Origin of the sequence: Variovorax sp. RKNM96, assembly GCF_017161115.1 — a bacterium.
Taxonomy (GTDB): Bacteria; Pseudomonadota; Gammaproteobacteria; order Burkholderiales; family Burkholderiaceae_C; genus Variovorax.
Window position 1 is genome coordinate 3,954,806 of sequence record NZ_CP046508.1, and the last position, 15,506, is coordinate 3,970,311.

Sequence of the window (15,506 nt, forward strand, 5' to 3'; positions counted from 1 at the left end):
TCCATGGCGGCCCGTGCAGCGCTGCGCCGGTGATCTTCCCAACCAAGAACCCATAAGAACGGAGAGAGACAACCCATGCATTCCCCACGCCTGACACTCCTTGCCCTGGCCGCCAGCCTCGTCGTCGCATCCTGCGGCGGCGGTGGTGGTGGAAACAATTTTGCCTTCACGCCGTTGCCGCCGGCTCCGGCACCCGCGCCACCGGCGCCGCCGCCACCGCCGGCCCCTGAAGAAACGCGCGTGCAGGACACCCGCAATTCCTTCGCGCCCGCAGACCCTGCGGCCACCACCTTCGCGGCCCTCGCCACGGACGCCAGCGACACGGTCGACAACACCACCACCAGCCGCTGGGCCGGCGTGCTGGGCGGCGCCCAGTACCACGTCGAGGTGCCGGCCAACTGGAACGGCAAGCTCGTGATGTACGCGCACGGCTATGCGGGCGAAACCAATGTGCTGTCGGTGACCAACCCGTCGATCCGCCGCTACCTGATCCAGAACGGCTACGCCTGGGCCGCATCGAGCTACAGCAAGAACTTCTACGACGTGCGCGTCGGTGTCGAAGACACCAACGCACTGGCGCTGGAGTTCAACAAGATCGCCAAGGCCAACGGCCGCGAGCTCGCCGCGCCGACGAAGACCTACATCACCGGCCATTCGATGGGCGGCCACATCACCGCGGCCGCCATCGAGGACGAGGCCTTCGCCACCGCCAACCACAAGGTGAAGTACAACGGCGCGGTGCCGATGTGCGGTGTGGTCGGCGACACGGAACTGTTCGACTACTTCGCCGGCGCGCAAGTCACGGCGCAGGCGCTGGCGGGCCTTCCGAAATACCCGACGCCGAACTGGTCGGACATCTCCGCGCAGGTCACGGCCACGCTGTTCACCACCTTCCCTTCCGCGCCCACGGCCACGGGCCTGAAGTTCGCCTCGGTGGTGAGGAACCTGACCGGCGGCGACCGCCCGATGTTCGATCTCGGCCTGGCCGCCGGCGGCTCGTTCGCTGCGGTGTGGGGCGTCTTCGGCAGCGACGGCACGGTCAACGGCATCCTGAACAGGAACACGCTGGACACCAACCGCTTCACCTACACGATCGACGGCGACGTGCCGGGCTCGACGGCGCTGAACGCTTCGGTGATCAAGCTCACCGCGGCGGCCGACGCCAACCGCCTGCGCAGGGACGGGCTGCGCTGGATTCCCAAGGCCAACGGCGAGTTCAAGATCCCGGTCGTCACGCTGCACACGCTGGGCGACCTGTACGTGCCCTTCAGCATGGAACAGATCTACAACAAGCGCGTGGCGGCCAAGGGCAACAGCGGCTGGCTGGTGCAGCGTGCGGTTCGCGGCATCTCGCATTGCGACTTCACCGTTGCCGAGCAGGTCGAGGCCTTCGACGCCATGATCAAGTGGGAGCGCGACGGCGTGAAGCCGGCGGGCGACGACGTGATCACGGCTGCGACGGTGGCGGCGCCTACCTATGGGTGCACGTTCACGCGCCCGCTGAGCACGCTGGATGAAAGCGGCACGAGCAAGCTGACGCGTCCGGGCGCCGCCCTGGCACGCCCCTGCCCAACTTGAGCGAGGAGTGATCAGCGCGCGGGCGGCACCGCCGCCCGCGCCGCTGCGAGCTTCGCTTCCAGTTCAGCGACGAGTGCCCTCGCCTCGTCGCCCTCCGGAATGTCCCGGCCGCTGTCGCGCCACGCGACAGCGCTCTTGAACCCCTCGGCCTCCGCCTGCCGGCGAAACCACATCCCCTCCGGGTTGTGCCGCGTGATGCCGTCGAACACGGTCGCGAACATCTGCGTCTGCTCCAGACCCATCGAGTGCCAGACCTGGTTGACGACCAGCTTGTGCATCATCAAATGCGAACGAGGCACGCCCGCGATGCGCTGTGCAAGCTTCAGCGTGGCGTCGTCGAGCCGGTCGGCCGGCACCGAGAAATTCGCGAGGCCCCATTCGGCCGCCTGCGTGCCCGGGATGGTGTCGCCGGTGAACATCAGCTGCTTGGCGCGCATGGCACCGAGCCGGTAGGTCCACATCGCCGTGGTCGGGCAACCCCACACGCGCGTGGGCATGTAGCCGATGCGCGCATCGTCGGCCATGGTCAGCAGGTCGCAGCACAGCGCGATGTCGCTGCCGCCGGCCACCGCATAGCCGTGCACCTTCGCGATGGTGGGCTTGCGGCAGCGCCACAGGGCCATGAAGTCGTCGGTGTTGCGCTTCATCGCGGCGTAGTCGAGCATCGGGTCCCAGGGCGTCTTCTCCTGCCTGCAAGGGTGGTCGCCCTCGCCTTCTCGGCCATGCCCTTCGGCGTAGTCGCCCAGGTCGTAGCCGGCGCAGAACGCGCGGCCCGCGCCTTCGACCACGATGACGTGCACCTCGTCGTCGGCCTCGGCCCACTCCACCGCCTGGCGGATTTCCGAGGGCGTGGTCTCGCCGATGGCGTTGAGCTTCTCGGGGCGGTTGAGCACGAGGCGGGCGATGCGCGGATGCTGCGGGTCCTTGTCGATCAGGACGGTCTTGAAGGTGGGCATGGTCTTGTGTCTCCTGGGGTTGGGTCGCGATGCTCTTGTAGCATCGCCCCCGGGCCAACCGGCACAGGCAAACCACGGGGGAGCACCACGCGATGACCGCGACATTCAGGATTTCCGAAGACGACTACGTCGATGCGATGCGGCTCTACGGGCGGCTGCCGCGCCTCGCGCGATGGGTGGTGATCGCGATCGCCGTCGGGCTGCTGCTGACGGCGATCTTCGGTTCGCGACAGATCCAGTCGGGCGCGCTGGGCGGTCTCGTCGGCGGCACAGTAGTGCTGCTGGCCATGCGCTACATGGTCCTGCCGATGAGCGCACGCCGCCATTACCGCAAGTACAGGGCGATCCAGGACGAGTTCTCGGTCGAGCTGCTGGACGATGCCCTGCGCCTCTGGGCCCCGCACGGCGAGAGCCGGATCATCTGGGCGAACGTGCTCAAGTGGCGGCAGGATGATCGCTTCGTGCTGCTCTACCCCATGCCGCGCCTCTTCCATGTGCTGCCCAAGTCGGTAGCGGCACAAGGCTTCGATGTGGCCGCGCTCGTCGAGCGGCTCAACCGGCACGTCGGTCCGGAGACCTGAAGCGATTCAGGCGCCCTGCGCGCCGCCCAGCTGGAAGCGGAATACCGCCCCCTTGCCCGCCTGCGGCACCAGCCGGATGTCGCTGCCATGCAGCTGCAGGATGCGCTGCACGATCACCAGCCCCAGCCCGCCGCTGCCCGAGCCGTCGCTGCGCGCACCGCTCATGAACACGGGCCGCACGAAAAGCCCCTTCTGCAACTCGCCCGGAATGCCCGGCCCCGTGTCGCTCACCTGCACCGCCACGCCGGCGTTCGCGGGCCGCAACTGCACCTCGATCTCGCCGCCGGGCGGCGTGTGGCGGATGGCGTTGTCCAGCAGGTTGGTCAGCACGCGCTCGATCATCCCGAGGTCGGCCGACACCACCGGCAGGCCCGGCGCGATGTCGGGCTTGAGCTGCTGGTGGCGAGCCTCCGCCGCGAGCTCGAATTTCTGGAACACGTCCTGCACCAGGTCGGCGAGCGCGAAGTTCTCCTTCTCGGGCTTGACCACGCCGTACTCGAGCCGTGCCAATTCGAACAGCTCCTGCGCCAACCGGCCCACCTTGCGGCTCTGGCCGAGCGCGATCTCCAGGTAGCGCCGCCGTTCTTCGTCGCTGAGCGTGCCGGCCTTGAGCAGCAGCGTTTCGAGATACCCGTGTAGCGAGGTCAGCGGCGTGCGCAGGTCGTGCGAGATGTTGGCGAAGAGCTCGCGGCGCTGCTGGTCCTGCAGCGTGAGCTCGCGCCATTGCTCGGCGATGCGGCGCGTCATCTGCGTGAAGGCTTGTCCCAGCAGGGCGATCTCGTCGCTGCCGTGAGAGAGCCGCTCCAGCGTGGGCGCTTCACTCTCGAGCGAGGCGATGCCTTCGGTCTCGAAGCGCTTGACCGCCTTCGTCAGCTCGCGCAAGGGCCGTGTGATGAGCCGGAAGGCCGCCAGCCCCGCGATGAGCCCGAGCAGCGCGACCAGCGCCATCGACCAGAGCGTGGTGCGCAGCACGTTGTCGGTCGCGACGTTGGCCGCGAGCGTGTCGTAGTCCTCGCCCTGCAGCACCACGTACACATAGCCGGCATCGCGCCCGCCCATCTTCAGCGGCGCGGCGCTGAACACCTTGGCCGCATCGGCACTGCGCGGGTCGTCGCCCAATATCGGCAGCGGCGCGCCCGACAGGAGCTGACGGATCGGCTCCAGCGCCACGCGCTCGCGCTTCATATGTCCAGGCGGCGCGGCCTGCGCCTCGATGCGGCCGTCCAGGCCCAGCAGGTAGACCTCGACGCTGGGGTTCACTGCCATCAGCTTGTCGAACAGGTCCTTCACCGCGGCCTGGTTCAGGCCACCGGGTTGCATCAGCTCCGAGTTCTCGGCGATGTGCGCGGCGAGCCCGCCCGACAGGCGCTGCACCACCTCCTGCTCGTGCAGGCCGCTGGAGCGCATCTGCAGCCAGGCCGAGGCGCCATAGCAGGCCAGCAGCAGCACCGCGAACACCATCGAGAGACGGCGAGAAAGCGTGGCCCAGGCCATCATGCGGCGCCCTCATCACCCGTGCCCGTCGGCGAAAGCTTGTAGCCCCGCCCCCAGACCGTCAGGATGCGTCGCGGCTCCGCCGGATCGGCCTCGACCTTGGTGCGCAGCCGGTTGATGTGCGTGTTGACCGTGTGCTCGTACCCATCGTGCTGGTAGCCCCACACCTGGTTGAGCAGATCGAGCCGCGAAAACACCTTGCCGGGGTTGCGCGCAAAGAAATACAACAGATCGAACTCGCGCGGCGTGAGCTCGATGAGCTTGCCGTCCACGCGCACCTCGCGCGCCAGCGGCTCGATGTCGAGGTTGCCCAGTGTGAGGCTGCCCGACTCCATGCGCGCATTGCGCGCCAGCGCGTCGGTGCGCCGCATCAGCGCCTTCACCCGCGCCACCAGTTCCAGCACCGAGAAGGGCTTGGCCAAGTAGTCGTCGGCGCCCAGCTCCAGCCCGAGGATGCGGTGCACCTCGCTCGAGCGCGCGCTGATGATGATGATCGGTGTGTAGCGCGCCATGGCCCGCGCGCGGCGGCAGATCTCGAGGCCATCGACGCCGGGCAGCATCAGGTCGAGCACCAGCGCGTCCCAGTTGCCGCGCTCCAGCTCACGCAGGCCCGCATGGCCGTCGGCGGCGTGTTCGATCGCATAGCCTTCGTCGCGCAGGTGCATGCGCAGCAGTTCGGCGATGTGGGCGTCGTCCTCGACGATCAGCACGCGTTTTGGGGTGTCCATGGCGCCGATTGTCCCGCGATACGGATTCCCGAGTTATCACGATTAATTGAACTTTGCGTGATGAATCGGCCATGGGGTGCGCCCAAGAATCCACCCCATGAACAGCACAGCCCTCGCAAGCATTGCACCCGATGCCCGCCCCATCCACCCGCTGTGGATGCGCATCACGCACTGGCTCAACGCCCTGGCCGTGCTCGTGCTGGTAACCAGCGGCTGGCGCATCTACAACGCGGCGCCGTTCTTCCCGTTCAGCATTCCGAACTCGGTCACGCTCGGCGGTTGGCTCGGCGGTGCGCTGCAGTGGCACTTCGCGGCGATGTGGCTGCTGGTGTTCAACGGGTTCGTGTACCTGGCAATCAACATCGCGAGCGGACGGTTGGCCCACAAGTTCTTCCCCGTCACGCCGGCCGGCATCTGGCACGACGCGCTCGCCGCGCTCAAGGGCAAGCTCTCGCATGCCGACCCGCGCCGCTACAACAGCGTGCAGCGGCTGGCCTACCTGTTCGTGATGCTCGACATCGTGGTGATCGTGCTCTCGGGCCTGGTGCTGTGGAAGTCGGTGCAGTTCGCCGTGCTGCGAGACCTGTTGGGCGGCTACGAATTCGCGCGCCGCATCCACTTCTTCGGCATGGCGTCGCTCGTTGCTTTCGTCGCCTTGCACCTGGTGATGGTGGCGCTGGTGCCCCGCACCCTTCTCACCATGATCCGCGGCCGCGCGCCCAAAGCCTGACATGAGAATCTTCAAAGCCCCAAAGATGACCGGCGTCGACGGCGATGCCGTGGTGCGCGAGGCCCGCACGCTGATCGCGAAGAACCTGGACCAGCCCGCACGCCGTGCCTTCCTGCAGCGCTCGCTCACGCTGGGCGGCCTCTCGCTGCTCACGGGCTGCAGCATCAGCGACGACAGCCATGTGGAAGCCGCGCTCTCGAAGATCTCGCGCTTCAACGACAAGGTGCAGGGCCTGATCTTCAGCCCCACGCAGCTGGCCGAGACCTTCCCCGAGTCGATGATCACGCGGCCCTTTCCGTTCAACGCCTACTACGGCGAGGACGAGATCCGCGAGGTCGACGAAGCCACCTACAAGCTCGAAGTGACCGGCATGGTCGCCGACAAGCGCAGCTGGACGCTGCCCGAGCTGCGCGCCATGCCGCAGCACGACCAGGTCACGCGTCACATCTGCGTGGAGGGTTGGAGCGCCATCGGCAAGTGGGGCGGCGTGCGCTTTGCCGATTTCCTGCGCCACATCGGCGCGGACACGACCGCCAAGTACGTCGGCTTCAAGTGCGCCGACGACTACTACACCAGCATCGACATGCCCACCGCGCTGCACCCGCAGACGCTGCTCACGCTCACCTATGACGGCCAGCCGCTGCCGCCGAAGTACGGCTTCCCGATGAAGCTGCGGATGCCGACCAAGCTTGGCTACAAGAACCCCAAGCACATCAAGGCGATGTTCGTCACCAACACCTACACAGGTGGCTACTGGGAAGACCAGGGCTACAACTGGTTCGGAGGGAGCTGAGGTGTCGTCCATGACGCCTGAACTGCCGATGAAAAGCGCGAAAGCAAAAACCTCAACCTCAACTCAAGGACTTCCAATGAACAAGCTCACCGCAACCCTGCTCGCGACCTGCATGGCCTTTGCCGGCGCCTCGGCCTTCGCCGCGGACGAAATGGCCAAGGACGGCATGGCCAAGGATTCGATGTCGAAGGACGCGATGAAGAAAGACTCGATGGCCAAGGATTCCATGTCGAAAGACGGGATGAAGAAGGATTCGATGGCCAAGGACTCGATGTCCAAGGACGCCATGAAGAAGGACAGCATGGGCAAGGACGAGATGAAGAAGTAAGCGACGCGCCATTGACGGCCGGTGGATTCGGCGGCAATGTCGCCGCCATCGGCTCCAGGACCGAACCTCCTTCAAGGACTACACATGAAATCCCTCGCACTCACCGCTGGCGCACTGGCTGCGGCCGCCCTGGTCTGGTATGCCGTGCCCTCGTTCGCCGAACCGGCCAAGCGCGTGCCCGCCCCCACCGCCGACCTGATCGCCCCGGCCACCGCAAAAACCGAAACCGCCGTGTTCGCGGGCGGCTGCTTCTGGGGCGTGCAGGGCGTGTTCCAGCGCGTCAAGGGCGTGAGCAACGCGGTGTCGGGCTACGCCGGCGGGGATGCCAAGACCGCGCGCTACGACGAAGTGGGCTCGGGCCGCACCGGCCATGCCGAATCGGTGCGCATCACCTACGACCCCCAGCAGATCAGCTACGGCAAGCTGCTGCAGATCTATTTCTCGGTGGCCCACGACCCGACTGAGCTGAATCGCCAGGGCCCCGACACCGGCACGCAGTACCGCTCCACCGTGTTCGCCGAAAACGCCGAGCAGGCCCGCATCGCCAAGGAATACATCGCGCAGCTGAACCAGGCCAAGACCTTCGGCAAGCCGCTCGCCACCACCATCGAGACGGCCAAGCCCTTCTACGCGGCCGAGGACTATCACCAGGACTACCTGACGCTCAACCCGAGCCAGCCCTACATCGCGATCAACGACATGCCCAAGATCGACGACCTGAAGAAGCTGTTCCCGGAGAGCTACAAGGCGACGCCATCGCTGGTGCGCGGCGCGAAGGCCGGGTAGTCGCAATCCCCTCTCAGTCGCCGGCAAGGATCAGCGCGACCCCCTGGGCCTTGGCCGCGTCGCGCGCCTCCTGCGGCAGTTGCGCATCGCAGACCCAGTGCGTCACTGTGCCGAAGGGCACCACCGAGACCAGCGCGCGCTGGCCCCACTTGTTGCTGTCCACGATCGCGCACACCTGCCGGCTGCGCGCCATCACCGCATGCTTGAGCTGCGTCTCGAGGTGGTTGGTGTTGGTCCAGCCGACCTCGGCGTCGACCCCGCGCGCGCCCATGAAGAACAGGTCGAAATGGAAATTCGCCACCTGGGCCAGCGCCATCGGTCCCACCGCGCTCACGCCGGTGGCGTAGATCTCGCCGCCGATCGCGTAGATGTCGTAGGGCGTGCGGCCCACCAGTTCGGCGGCGATGTTGATGCCGTTGGTGACGATCGCAAGTCGCTTCACGTTCGCAAGGCCCTGCAGGATCGCGCGCGCCACCTCCATCGAGGTGGTGCCCGCGTCCAGGTAGATCGACCAGCCGTCCTGGATCAGGCCAACTGCCGCCTGACCGATCTGCTGCTTTTGCGACGAGCCTTCCTGGAGGCGCACGCCGAACTCCGTGTCGCGGCCGATGGCCAGCGCGCCGCCGTGCACGCGCTTGAGCAGGCCGGCATCGTGCATCTCCTGCAGATCGCGCCGAAGCGTCATCTCCGACAGCGTGAACCGCTTGGCCATGTCGCTGACGCGGCAGGCACCCTCCTGCGCGAGCACCTTCAGGATCAGCATGTGCCGATGCTCCGCCGTCGTCGCCTGCAGGGCTTCCTGGCGCGACGGATCGGGCGACGACTCGGCGGTCACGGGCGCGGGGCGGGAAGCGTTTCGGGTCATTGCGGGTTCGTGTTTCTATCGGGCCTGCCCATAGTAGGCGCCGGCGCCATGCTTGCGTTCGTAGTGCTTGCGGATCACGGCGGGCGGCAACTCGCGCGCCATGGGGTCGATCGATTGCGTGAGATAGGCCATCTGGGCCAGTTCCTCGAGCACGCGTGCGTTGTACACGGATTTCATCGCAGTCTTTCCCCAGGTGAACGGCCCGTGGCACGACACCACGATCATCTCGACCTCCTGCGGCGAGATGCCCTGCATTCTGCGCACGATCTGGTGGCCGGTTTCCTCCTCGTAGTCGCGCGCCACGGCCTCGTCGCTGATGACCTCGGTGACCGGCACCGCCACCGTGAGGTGGTCCGCATGCGTGGTACCGTAGATGGGAATGGGCCGCCGGGCCTGGGCCCAGGCAACCGCATGTACCGAGTGCGTGTGGCAGACGCCGCCGATGCCTTCGAACGCGCGGTAGAGCACAGCGTGGGTCTTGGTGTCGCTCGATGGCCGCAGCTGGCCTTCGACCACGCGCGATTCGAGATCGACCACCACCATGTCGTCGGCCGTCATCTCCTCGTAGGGCATGCCGCTGGGCTTGATCGCGAAGACGCCCTGGCGGGCATCGAAGGCGCTCACGTTGCCGAAGGTGTACAGCGCCAGCGCCTGTTTCGGGATTTCCAGGTTGGCCTCGTAGGCCTCTCGCTTGAGTTCTTTATGCAGCGTCATGGATCGCCTTCTCTTCCTTCATGCCCTGCATCAGGGCACCCATTTCCATATAGCGCCGGAACAGCGAGCGGTAGGCCTCGGCCTCCGCCGGCCGCGGCTCGTAGACCAGGTCGAAGCCGCAGGCCATGGCGCGCTGCGCGGCCGGAATGTCGGGATGAATGCCGCATGCCACCGCCGCGCACATGGCGGCGCCCAGCGCGACGGCCTGCTCCGACTTCGCCACGCGGATGCGCTGGTCGAACACGTCGGCCTGGATCTGCATCAGCAGCGCCGACTTGCGCGCCACGCCGCCGATCGCGAGCACCTCGTCGATGCGCACGCCCGCGTCGGTGAAGCGGTCGACGATGGCCTTCGCGCCGAAGGCCGTGGCCTCGACCAGCGCGCGGTAGAGCTGCGGCGCCGAGCTGCCCAGCGACAGGCCGCACAGCGCGCCGTGCAGCGTCTGGTCGGCATAGGGCGTGCGGCGCCCGTTGAGCCAGTCGAGCGCGGCCACGCCGTGCGCGCCCGGGGGCTCCAGCGCGGCGGCACGCTCGAGCATCGGCAACAATTCGGCGCGCAGCGCATCGCGGTTCGGCCCCCCGGGCAGCGGCCATTCCAGCACCCGCGCGAACCATGCGAAGGCATCGCCGACCGCCGACTGCCCCGCTTCCAGGCCGGTGGCCCCGGCCATCACCGAGCCGTCGACCTGGCCGCAGATGCCCTCGACCACGCGGTCCGCGAGTTCGTCGGTCGGCGCCAGCACGATGTCGCAGGTCGAGGTGCCCATGATCTTGACCAGCGTGTGGTGGCGGATGCCCGCACCGACGGCGCCCATGTGGGCATCGAAGGCCCCCACGCCGACCACCACGTCGCCGGGCAGGCCCAGCCGGTCGGCCCAGGCGGGCGTCAGCACGCCGATGGGCGTCTCGGCGGTCCAGGTTTCTTCGTACAGCCGGTCGCGGATGCCGTCGAGCAACGGGTCGAGGTGGCTGAGGAAGGCCTGCGACGGCAAGCCGCCATGGCGCTCGTTCCACATCGCCTTGTGTCCGGCGGCGCAGCGGCTGCGGCGCATCCGGCCCGGCGCGGTGGTCCCGGTGAGCTCAGCCGGCAGCCAGTCGCAATGCTCGACCCAGCTCGCGGTGGCCCGGCGCACCTGCGCGTCGTGCCGGAACACCCACAGCAGGTTGGCCCAGTACCACTCGGCCGAGTAGACGCCGCCGATGTGCGCGGTGTAGTCGACGCCGCCCCAGGTGCGGGCGGCGGCGGTGATCTGCTCGGCCTCCAGCGTGGCGCTGTGGTCCTTCCACATCAGGAACATCGCGTTCGGGTTGTCGGCGAAGGCCGGCCGCAGCGCGAGCGGACAGCCGGTCTCGTCGACCGGCGCGGAGGTGGAGCCGGTGGTCGCAATCGACAGGCCGCGCACGCTCGCCCGGACCTCGGGCGCCACCTGCGACAGCGCGGCACGCACCGCCTGGGTCAGCGCATCGAGATGGTCCTGCGGATGCTGGCGGAAAATGCGCCGCACGGGGTCGCAGTACAGGCTGGCCGCCCAGCGCGGAAAGGCCGCCACCGCGCTGGCGAGCTCCTCGCCGGTGGCGGTGTCCGCGATCACGCAGCGGCACGAATCGGAGCCGAAGTCGACGCCGATGACATGGGTTCTGGTCATCATGGTCCTCAGTGCTGCGCTTGCTTCTGGCGCCATCTGTCGATGATTACTGCGAGCAGGATCACCGCGCCCTTGGCCACGTACTGCCAGAAGGACGAGACGCCCAGGATGGTCAGGCCGTTGTTGATCACGCCGATGATCAGCGCGCCGATGATGGTGCCGCCGATCGAGCCCACGCCGCCCATCAGGCTGGTGCCACCCAGCACCACCGCCGCGATCGCATCGAGCTCGTAGCCGGTGCCCCAGTTGCCGTTGGCGCCGAACAGCCGGCTCGCGGACATGGCGCCGGCCAGGCCCGAGAACAGGCCGCTGATCGCATAGACGAAGAGCAGCACGCCGCCCACGCCGATGCCCGTGAGGCGCGCCGCCTCGGGATTGCCGCCCACCGCGTAGATGTGCAGGCCGAGAATGGTCTTGCGCAGGATGACCCACGACAGCAGCGCCACGCCGGCGGCGATCCACACCAGCCAGGGCAGCCCCAGGAAGTCTTCGTTGCCGATCCAGCCGAAGCTCGGGATCTCGCTGTTGAGCACCGTGGTGCCGTCGGCGAACAGGTAGGCGGCACCGCGCAGCGCGGTCATGGTGCCCAGGGTCACGATGAAGGGATTGATCTTCAGCAGCGCCACCGTGGTGCCGTTGATGAGCCCCATCACCAGGCCCGCGGCAAGGAACACCGGCAGCGACATCGCCGCGTACGGCGTGAGCGAGGTCAGCATGCCCAGCACGGCCGATACCGCCAGCATCGAGCCCACCGAGAGGTCGATACCGGCGGTGAGGATCACGAAGGTCATGCCGGCCGCGAGCACCAGGTTGATCGAGACCTGGCGCAGGATGTTCATCGTGTTCGCGGTGGTCGCGAAGTTCGAGCTGCCGTCGCCCGAGACGTACACGGTGAGGCCCCAGAAGACGACATAGAGGATCAGCAACGCGGGCAGCATGCCCAGGCGCTGGAGGATGCCGGTTGCGCGGCCGGTACGGACCGGCGGGGACGCCGCCGGGACTGCGTTGGAGGTGAGGGTCTTTGACATGGTAGTCGTCTCGTGAAGGTGTGATGCGGAGCGCGACATCAGCGCGGTGTGCGCGCCGAATTCGCGTGCGCCTGCTGCAGCAGTTCGGGCGTCAGCGCCTGCATGGTGTCGATGCGCAGGTCGGCCAGCGCGAGCGCCTCGGCCGACAGCGGATAGTCCGGGCCGGGCGCGGCGATCGCGGCCATGCCGGCCGCCTTGAGCGAGCGCAGGCCGTTGGCGCTGTCCTCGATACCCACGGCCGCGTGCGGCGCGACGCCGATGCGCGCCAGGGCAAGCAGGTAGATGTCGGGGGCCGGCTTGCCGTGCTCGACGTCGTCGCCGCAGACCACGGCTTTCATCAGCGGCGCGAGTCCGCTGGCCTCCAGCACATGCCGTGCAAGCAATGCCGGCGAGCCCGTGGCCAGCGCCACCACGTGCGACTGCGCGGCCATCTGCACGGCCGCGACGGCGCCCGCACGCAGGGGCAGATGGCGCTGGTATTGCGCCAGCATGCGCCCCACGATCTCGTCCGCCACCGCCGCTTCGTCCATGCCGTTGCGCTCGCGCAGTTGCAGGCGCTCGACCATGATGCGCGACCAGGCCGCGGTGTTGGTGCCCATCGTCGACTCCTGGTCCTCGGTGGTCCAGCGCGCGCCGATGCTCTCTGCGAAGTCCTCGCGCACGCGCTGCCAGACGATCTCGGTGTCGATCAGCACGCCGTCCATGTCGAAGACCACGGCCTGGAGCGAAGAAGAAGGAGAAGAAGGGTTCGTTGCGGTGAAGGTGTTCATGCGATGCGCCGCTCCGGCTCGGGAGCATTGACTGCGAGTTGAATGATGTTTTCCTGGGTGATGCGATCGCCCGCGAGTTCGCCCGCGATGGCGCCTTCGCGCATCACGAGCACGCGGTCGCACACGCCGACGATCTCGGGCAGCTCGCTCGAGATCACGACCACGGCGACGCCGGCCTCCGACAGCTCGCCGATGATCTTGTAGATCTCGCTCTTGGCGCCGACGTCCACGCCGCGCGTCGGCTCATCGAGGATCAGCACGCGCGGCTGGATCTCGAGCCAGCGCGCCAGCAGCAGCTTCTGCTGGTTGCCGCCCGACAGCGCGCCCACGATGCCCTGCGGGCCCGCGATCTTCACGTTGAGCCGCGCGATGGCCTGGCGTGTCAGGCGGTCGAGCGCGCCGTGGTTCAGCACGCCCGCGACCGCGTGCCTGGGCAGCACGTTGATCGCGACATTGGTCAGCGCACTGAGCTGCAGGAACAGGCCCTGCCCCTTGCGGTCCTCGGGCACGTAGCCCAGGCCGAGGCGGATGGCATCGAGCGGACGGCGCACGTCGACCGGCTTGCCGTCGACGCGGACGACGCCACCGGGGCGCGCATCCGCCCCCACCACGAGCCGTGCAAGCTCCGAGCGCCCTGCGCCGACCAGCCCGGCCAGGCCCAGCACCTCGCCCGCGTGCACGCGCAGGCTGCTCGGACGATTGCGCGGCCCGCTCACGTCCTGCAGTTCCAGCATCACGCGGCCGGGCTTGCGCTGGCCGCGGTGCTGGTAGAAGTCGGTGAGCGCGCGCCCGACCATCATCTGCACGATGCGCTGCTCGTCGATCTCCTCGCGCGCCAGGTCGGCCACATGGCAGCCGTCGCGCAGCACCGTCACCCGGTCGGCCAGCGCCGTGACCTCGGCCATCCGGTGGCTGATGTAGATGATCGCGATGCCGTCGTCGCGCAGCCGGCGCATCACGCGGAAGAGGTGCGCCGTCTCGCGGTCCGACAGCGCGGCCGTCGGCTCGTCCATGATCAGGATGCGGCCCTTGTGCACCAGCGCCCTGGCGATCTCGACCTGCTGCTGCTCGGCAATCGACAGCCGGCCGGCCGGCCAGTCGGCGCCGAACTGCGCGCCCAGCAACTGCAGCACGCGCTCGGTCTCACGCAGCATCCGCGCGCGGTCGACCAGCCAGAGCGCCGCGCGCGGCTCGTTGCCCATGAACACGTTCTCGGCCACCGTGAGATGCCGCGCGATGCTGAGTTCCTGGTAGATCAGGTTGATGCCCGCGCGCTGGCCGTGGGCAGGGCTGCGGATGGCCATGGGCTGGCCGGCCACGCGGATCTGCCCGGCATCGGGCTGGTAGACGCCCGAGAGGATCTTCATCAGCGTGCTCTTGCCCGCGCCGTTCTCGCCCATGAGGGCGTGGATCTCGCCGGGGCGCACCTGCAGGTGCATGTCGTGCAGCGCCCGGGTCGCGCCGAAGCGCTTGTGGATCCCGGACATCTCCAGCACGAACTCGCCCATGGCTGCTTGCGTGCTCAACGCACCCAGCCCTTGTAGCCGCCGATGTTGTCGCGCGTGGTGAGCGGCGTTGCCATCAGGTTCAGGGTCTTGGCGGGCTTGCGGCCGTTGAGCAGGCCGTAGGCCACGCGCACGCTCTCCGCGGCCATCTCGTTCGGGTCTTGCGCGGGCGTGACGACGAACAGCGAATCCTTGGCCTTGAGCGCGGCCTCGCCGTCGGGCGAGCCGTCGACGCCGCCGGTCACCTTGATGTCGGTGCGGCGCGCCTGGCGGATCGCAAGTTCCGCGCCGATGGCCGTCGGGTCGTTGATGCCGAACACGGCATCGATCTTCGGCTGCGCCGTCAGGATGTTGGCCATGGCGGCCAGCCCGCCGTCGCGGCTGCCCTTGGCGTCCTGGTTGTCCGACACCAGCTTGATGCCGGGATACTTGGCCAGCGTCTCCTTGCAACCCTTCACGCGGTCCATGATCGACGACACCGGCGGGCCGTTGACGATCACGAAGTTGCCCTTGCCGCCGATGCGTTCGGCCAGGAACTTGCACGACTCGGCGCCGGCCATCGCGTTGTCGGACATCACGGTGGCGTCTGCCCCCTCGGCCGTCACGTCCACCGCCACCACGATCACGCCCGCCGCGCGGGCCTTGCGGACGGCCGGCGCGATGCCCTTGGAATCGGCAGCGCCCAGCACGATCACATCGACCTTGTTGGCGATGAAGTTGTCGATTTGGTCGACCTGGGTGTTCAGGTCGTACTTGCTCGACACGGTGGTCACCTTCACCGCCGGGTTGATCTTCTTCGCCTCGGCTTCCGCGCTGCGGCCGATGGCCACGAAGAACGGATTGGCCATGTCGCCCAGCGTGATGCCGATGGATTTGAGCGGCTTGTCCTGGGCGAGCGCGTGGCCCGCGAACAGTGCGAGGGTGGCGGCTGCAACGCAGCGAGTCATCGACTTCTTCATGGATCGGTCTCCTTTTGAATGCTCTTGCAGAAGGTGCGCGCTGGGG

At 67.9% G+C, this 15,506-nt stretch carries 16 protein-coding genes; 6 read left to right on the forward strand and 10 right to left on the reverse strand.

The features are described from left to right. The first annotated feature begins 75 nt into the window (after window positions 1-75). Window positions 76-1,578 carry an alpha/beta hydrolase gene (locus GNX71_RS18170; RefSeq protein ID WP_206173614.1) on the forward strand — a complete coding sequence of 501 codons (1,503 nt, stop codon included), beginning with the start codon at window positions 76-78 and terminating at the stop codon, window positions 1,576-1,578. Between the two features lie 11 nt (window positions 1,579-1,589). Here GNX71_RS18170 and GNX71_RS18175 read toward each other — a convergent pair whose 3' ends face one another. Then, window positions 1,590-2,534, reverse strand: a complete 945-nt coding sequence (locus tag GNX71_RS18175; RefSeq protein ID WP_206173615.1) for a crotonase/enoyl-CoA hydratase family protein — start codon at window positions 2,532-2,534, stop codon at window positions 1,590-1,592. Window positions 2,535-2,626: 92 nt separating this feature from the next. Between GNX71_RS18175 and GNX71_RS18180 the strand changes: the two genes are divergently transcribed. Beyond that, window positions 2,627-3,115: a YcxB family protein gene (locus GNX71_RS18180; protein ID WP_206173616.1), complete on the forward strand. Its 489-nt coding sequence runs from the start codon at window positions 2,627-2,629 to the stop codon at window positions 3,113-3,115. 6 nt (window positions 3,116-3,121) lie between these two features. Here the strand turns inward: GNX71_RS18180 and GNX71_RS18185 are convergent, their stop codons facing one another. Then, on the reverse strand, window positions 3,122-4,609 hold the full coding sequence (locus GNX71_RS18185; RefSeq protein WP_206179545.1) for a HAMP domain-containing sensor histidine kinase: 1,488 nt from the start codon (window positions 4,607-4,609) through the stop codon (window positions 3,122-3,124). After that, window positions 4,609-5,337 carry a response regulator transcription factor gene (locus GNX71_RS18190; RefSeq protein WP_206173617.1) on the reverse strand — a complete coding sequence of 243 codons (729 nt, stop codon included), beginning with the start codon at window positions 5,335-5,337 and terminating at the stop codon, window positions 4,609-4,611. Before GNX71_RS18190 ends, GNX71_RS18185 begins: the two co-directional genes overlap by 1 nt. Window positions 5,338-5,434: 97 nt before the next feature. On the opposite strand from GNX71_RS18190, the gene GNX71_RS18195 reads away from it, so the two are divergent. The 4 genes from GNX71_RS18195 to msrA all read left to right on the forward strand — a co-directional run bounded on the left by GNX71_RS18195 (window position 5,435) and on the right by msrA (window position 7,974). Next, window positions 5,435-6,067 carry a cytochrome b/b6 domain-containing protein gene (locus GNX71_RS18195; RefSeq protein ID WP_206173618.1) on the forward strand — a complete coding sequence of 211 codons (633 nt, stop codon included), beginning with the start codon at window positions 5,435-5,437 and terminating at the stop codon, window positions 6,065-6,067. 1 nt (window position 6,068) lies between these two features. Beyond that, window positions 6,069-6,860 (forward strand): molybdopterin-binding protein, encoded by a 792-nt coding sequence (locus tag GNX71_RS18200; RefSeq protein WP_206173619.1) that lies wholly within the window; start codon window positions 6,069-6,071, stop codon window positions 6,858-6,860. A gap of 76 nt (window positions 6,861-6,936) precedes the next feature. Then, on the forward strand, window positions 6,937-7,188 hold the full coding sequence (locus tag GNX71_RS18205) for a pentapeptide MXKDX repeat protein (protein WP_206173620.1): 252 nt from the start codon (window positions 6,937-6,939) through the stop codon (window positions 7,186-7,188). Window positions 7,189-7,272: 84 nt separating this feature from the next. Beyond that, window positions 7,273-7,974, forward strand: coding sequence for a peptide-methionine (S)-S-oxide reductase MsrA (gene msrA, locus GNX71_RS18210; protein WP_206173621.1), 702 nt, complete (start codon window positions 7,273-7,275; stop codon window positions 7,972-7,974). A 13-nt stretch (window positions 7,975-7,987) separates the two neighbouring features. Here the strand turns inward: msrA and GNX71_RS18215 are convergent, their stop codons facing one another. From GNX71_RS18215 to GNX71_RS18245, 7 genes are read right to left on the reverse strand one after another with little or no spacing between them, the layout of a single operon-like run. After that, on the reverse strand, window positions 7,988-8,839 hold the full coding sequence (locus GNX71_RS18215) for a DeoR/GlpR family DNA-binding transcription regulator (protein ID WP_241026971.1): 852 nt from the start codon (window positions 8,837-8,839) through the stop codon (window positions 7,988-7,990). A gap of 15 nt (window positions 8,840-8,854) precedes the next feature. Further along, window positions 8,855-9,553: an L-ribulose-5-phosphate 4-epimerase AraD gene (gene araD / locus GNX71_RS18220; RefSeq protein ID WP_206173622.1), complete on the reverse strand. Its 699-nt coding sequence runs from the start codon at window positions 9,551-9,553 to the stop codon at window positions 8,855-8,857. After that, complete coding sequence (locus tag GNX71_RS18225) at window positions 9,540-11,198, reverse strand: ribulokinase (RefSeq protein ID WP_206173623.1); 1,659 nt, start codon at window positions 11,196-11,198, stop codon at window positions 9,540-9,542. Before GNX71_RS18225 ends, araD begins: the two co-directional genes overlap by 14 nt. A gap of 8 nt (window positions 11,199-11,206) precedes the next feature. Further along, on the reverse strand, window positions 11,207-12,226 hold the full coding sequence (locus GNX71_RS18230; RefSeq protein ID WP_206173624.1) for a ribose ABC transporter permease: 1,020 nt from the start codon (window positions 12,224-12,226) through the stop codon (window positions 11,207-11,209). 38 nt (window positions 12,227-12,264) lie between these two features. After that, on the reverse strand, window positions 12,265-12,996 hold the full coding sequence (locus GNX71_RS18235; RefSeq protein WP_206173625.1) for an HAD family phosphatase: 732 nt from the start codon (window positions 12,994-12,996) through the stop codon (window positions 12,265-12,267). Beyond that, complete coding sequence (locus GNX71_RS18240; RefSeq protein ID WP_241027332.1) at window positions 12,993-14,483, reverse strand: sugar ABC transporter ATP-binding protein; 1,491 nt, start codon at window positions 14,481-14,483, stop codon at window positions 12,993-12,995. The genes GNX71_RS18235 and GNX71_RS18240 overlap by 4 nt, the downstream gene beginning before the upstream one ends. A gap of 35 nt (window positions 14,484-14,518) precedes the next feature. Beyond that, window positions 14,519-15,460, reverse strand: coding sequence for an ABC transporter substrate-binding protein (locus GNX71_RS18245; protein WP_206173626.1), 942 nt, complete (start codon window positions 15,458-15,460; stop codon window positions 14,519-14,521). Between the last annotated feature and the right edge of the window lie 46 nt (window positions 15,461-15,506).

Excerpts from the sequence above, each read along its gene's own strand:
- msrA (WP_206173621.1), top strand. The coding sequence starts at position 7,273 with ATGAAATCCCTCGCACTCACCGCTGGCGCACTGGCTGCGGCCGCCCTG.
- GNX71_RS18180 (WP_206173616.1), top strand. The coding sequence starts at position 2,627 with ATGACCGCGACATTCAGGATTTCCGAAGACGACTACGTCGATGCGATG.
- GNX71_RS18170 (WP_206173614.1), top strand. The coding sequence starts at position 76 with ATGCATTCCCCACGCCTGACACTCCTTGCCCTGGCCGCCAGCCTCGTC.
- GNX71_RS18200 (WP_206173619.1), top strand. The coding sequence starts at position 6,069 with ATGAGAATCTTCAAAGCCCCAAAGATGACCGGCGTCGACGGCGATGCC.
- GNX71_RS18230 (WP_206173624.1), bottom strand. The coding sequence starts at position 12,226 with ATGTCAAAGACCCTCACCTCCAACGCAGTCCCGGCGGCGTCCCCGCCG.
- GNX71_RS18225 (WP_206173623.1), bottom strand. The coding sequence starts at position 11,198 with ATGACCAGAACCCATGTCATCGGCGTCGACTTCGGCTCCGATTCGTGC.
- GNX71_RS18245 (WP_206173626.1), bottom strand. The coding sequence starts at position 15,460 with ATGAAGAAGTCGATGACTCGCTGCGTTGCAGCCGCCACCCTCGCACTG.
- GNX71_RS18235 (WP_206173625.1), bottom strand. The coding sequence starts at position 12,996 with ATGAACACCTTCACCGCAACGAACCCTTCTTCTCCTTCTTCTTCGCTC.
- araD (WP_206173622.1), bottom strand. The coding sequence starts at position 9,553 with ATGACGCTGCATAAAGAACTCAAGCGAGAGGCCTACGAGGCCAACCTG.
- GNX71_RS18175 (WP_206173615.1), bottom strand. The coding sequence starts at position 2,534 with ATGCCCACCTTCAAGACCGTCCTGATCGACAAGGACCCGCAGCATCCG.
- GNX71_RS18205 (WP_206173620.1), top strand. The coding sequence starts at position 6,937 with ATGAACAAGCTCACCGCAACCCTGCTCGCGACCTGCATGGCCTTTGCC.
- GNX71_RS18190 (WP_206173617.1), bottom strand. The coding sequence starts at position 5,337 with ATGGACACCCCAAAACGCGTGCTGATCGTCGAGGACGACGCCCACATC.
- GNX71_RS18185 (WP_206179545.1), bottom strand. The coding sequence starts at position 4,609 with ATGGCCTGGGCCACGCTTTCTCGCCGTCTCTCGATGGTGTTCGCGGTG.
- GNX71_RS18215 (WP_241026971.1), bottom strand. The coding sequence starts at position 8,839 with ATGACCCGAAACGCTTCCCGCCCCGCGCCCGTGACCGCCGAGTCGTCG.
- GNX71_RS18195 (WP_206173618.1), top strand. The coding sequence starts at position 5,435 with ATGAACAGCACAGCCCTCGCAAGCATTGCACCCGATGCCCGCCCCATC.
- GNX71_RS18240 (WP_241027332.1), bottom strand. The coding sequence starts at position 14,483 with ATGTCCGGGATCCACAAGCGCTTCGGCGCGACCCGGGCGCTGCACGAC.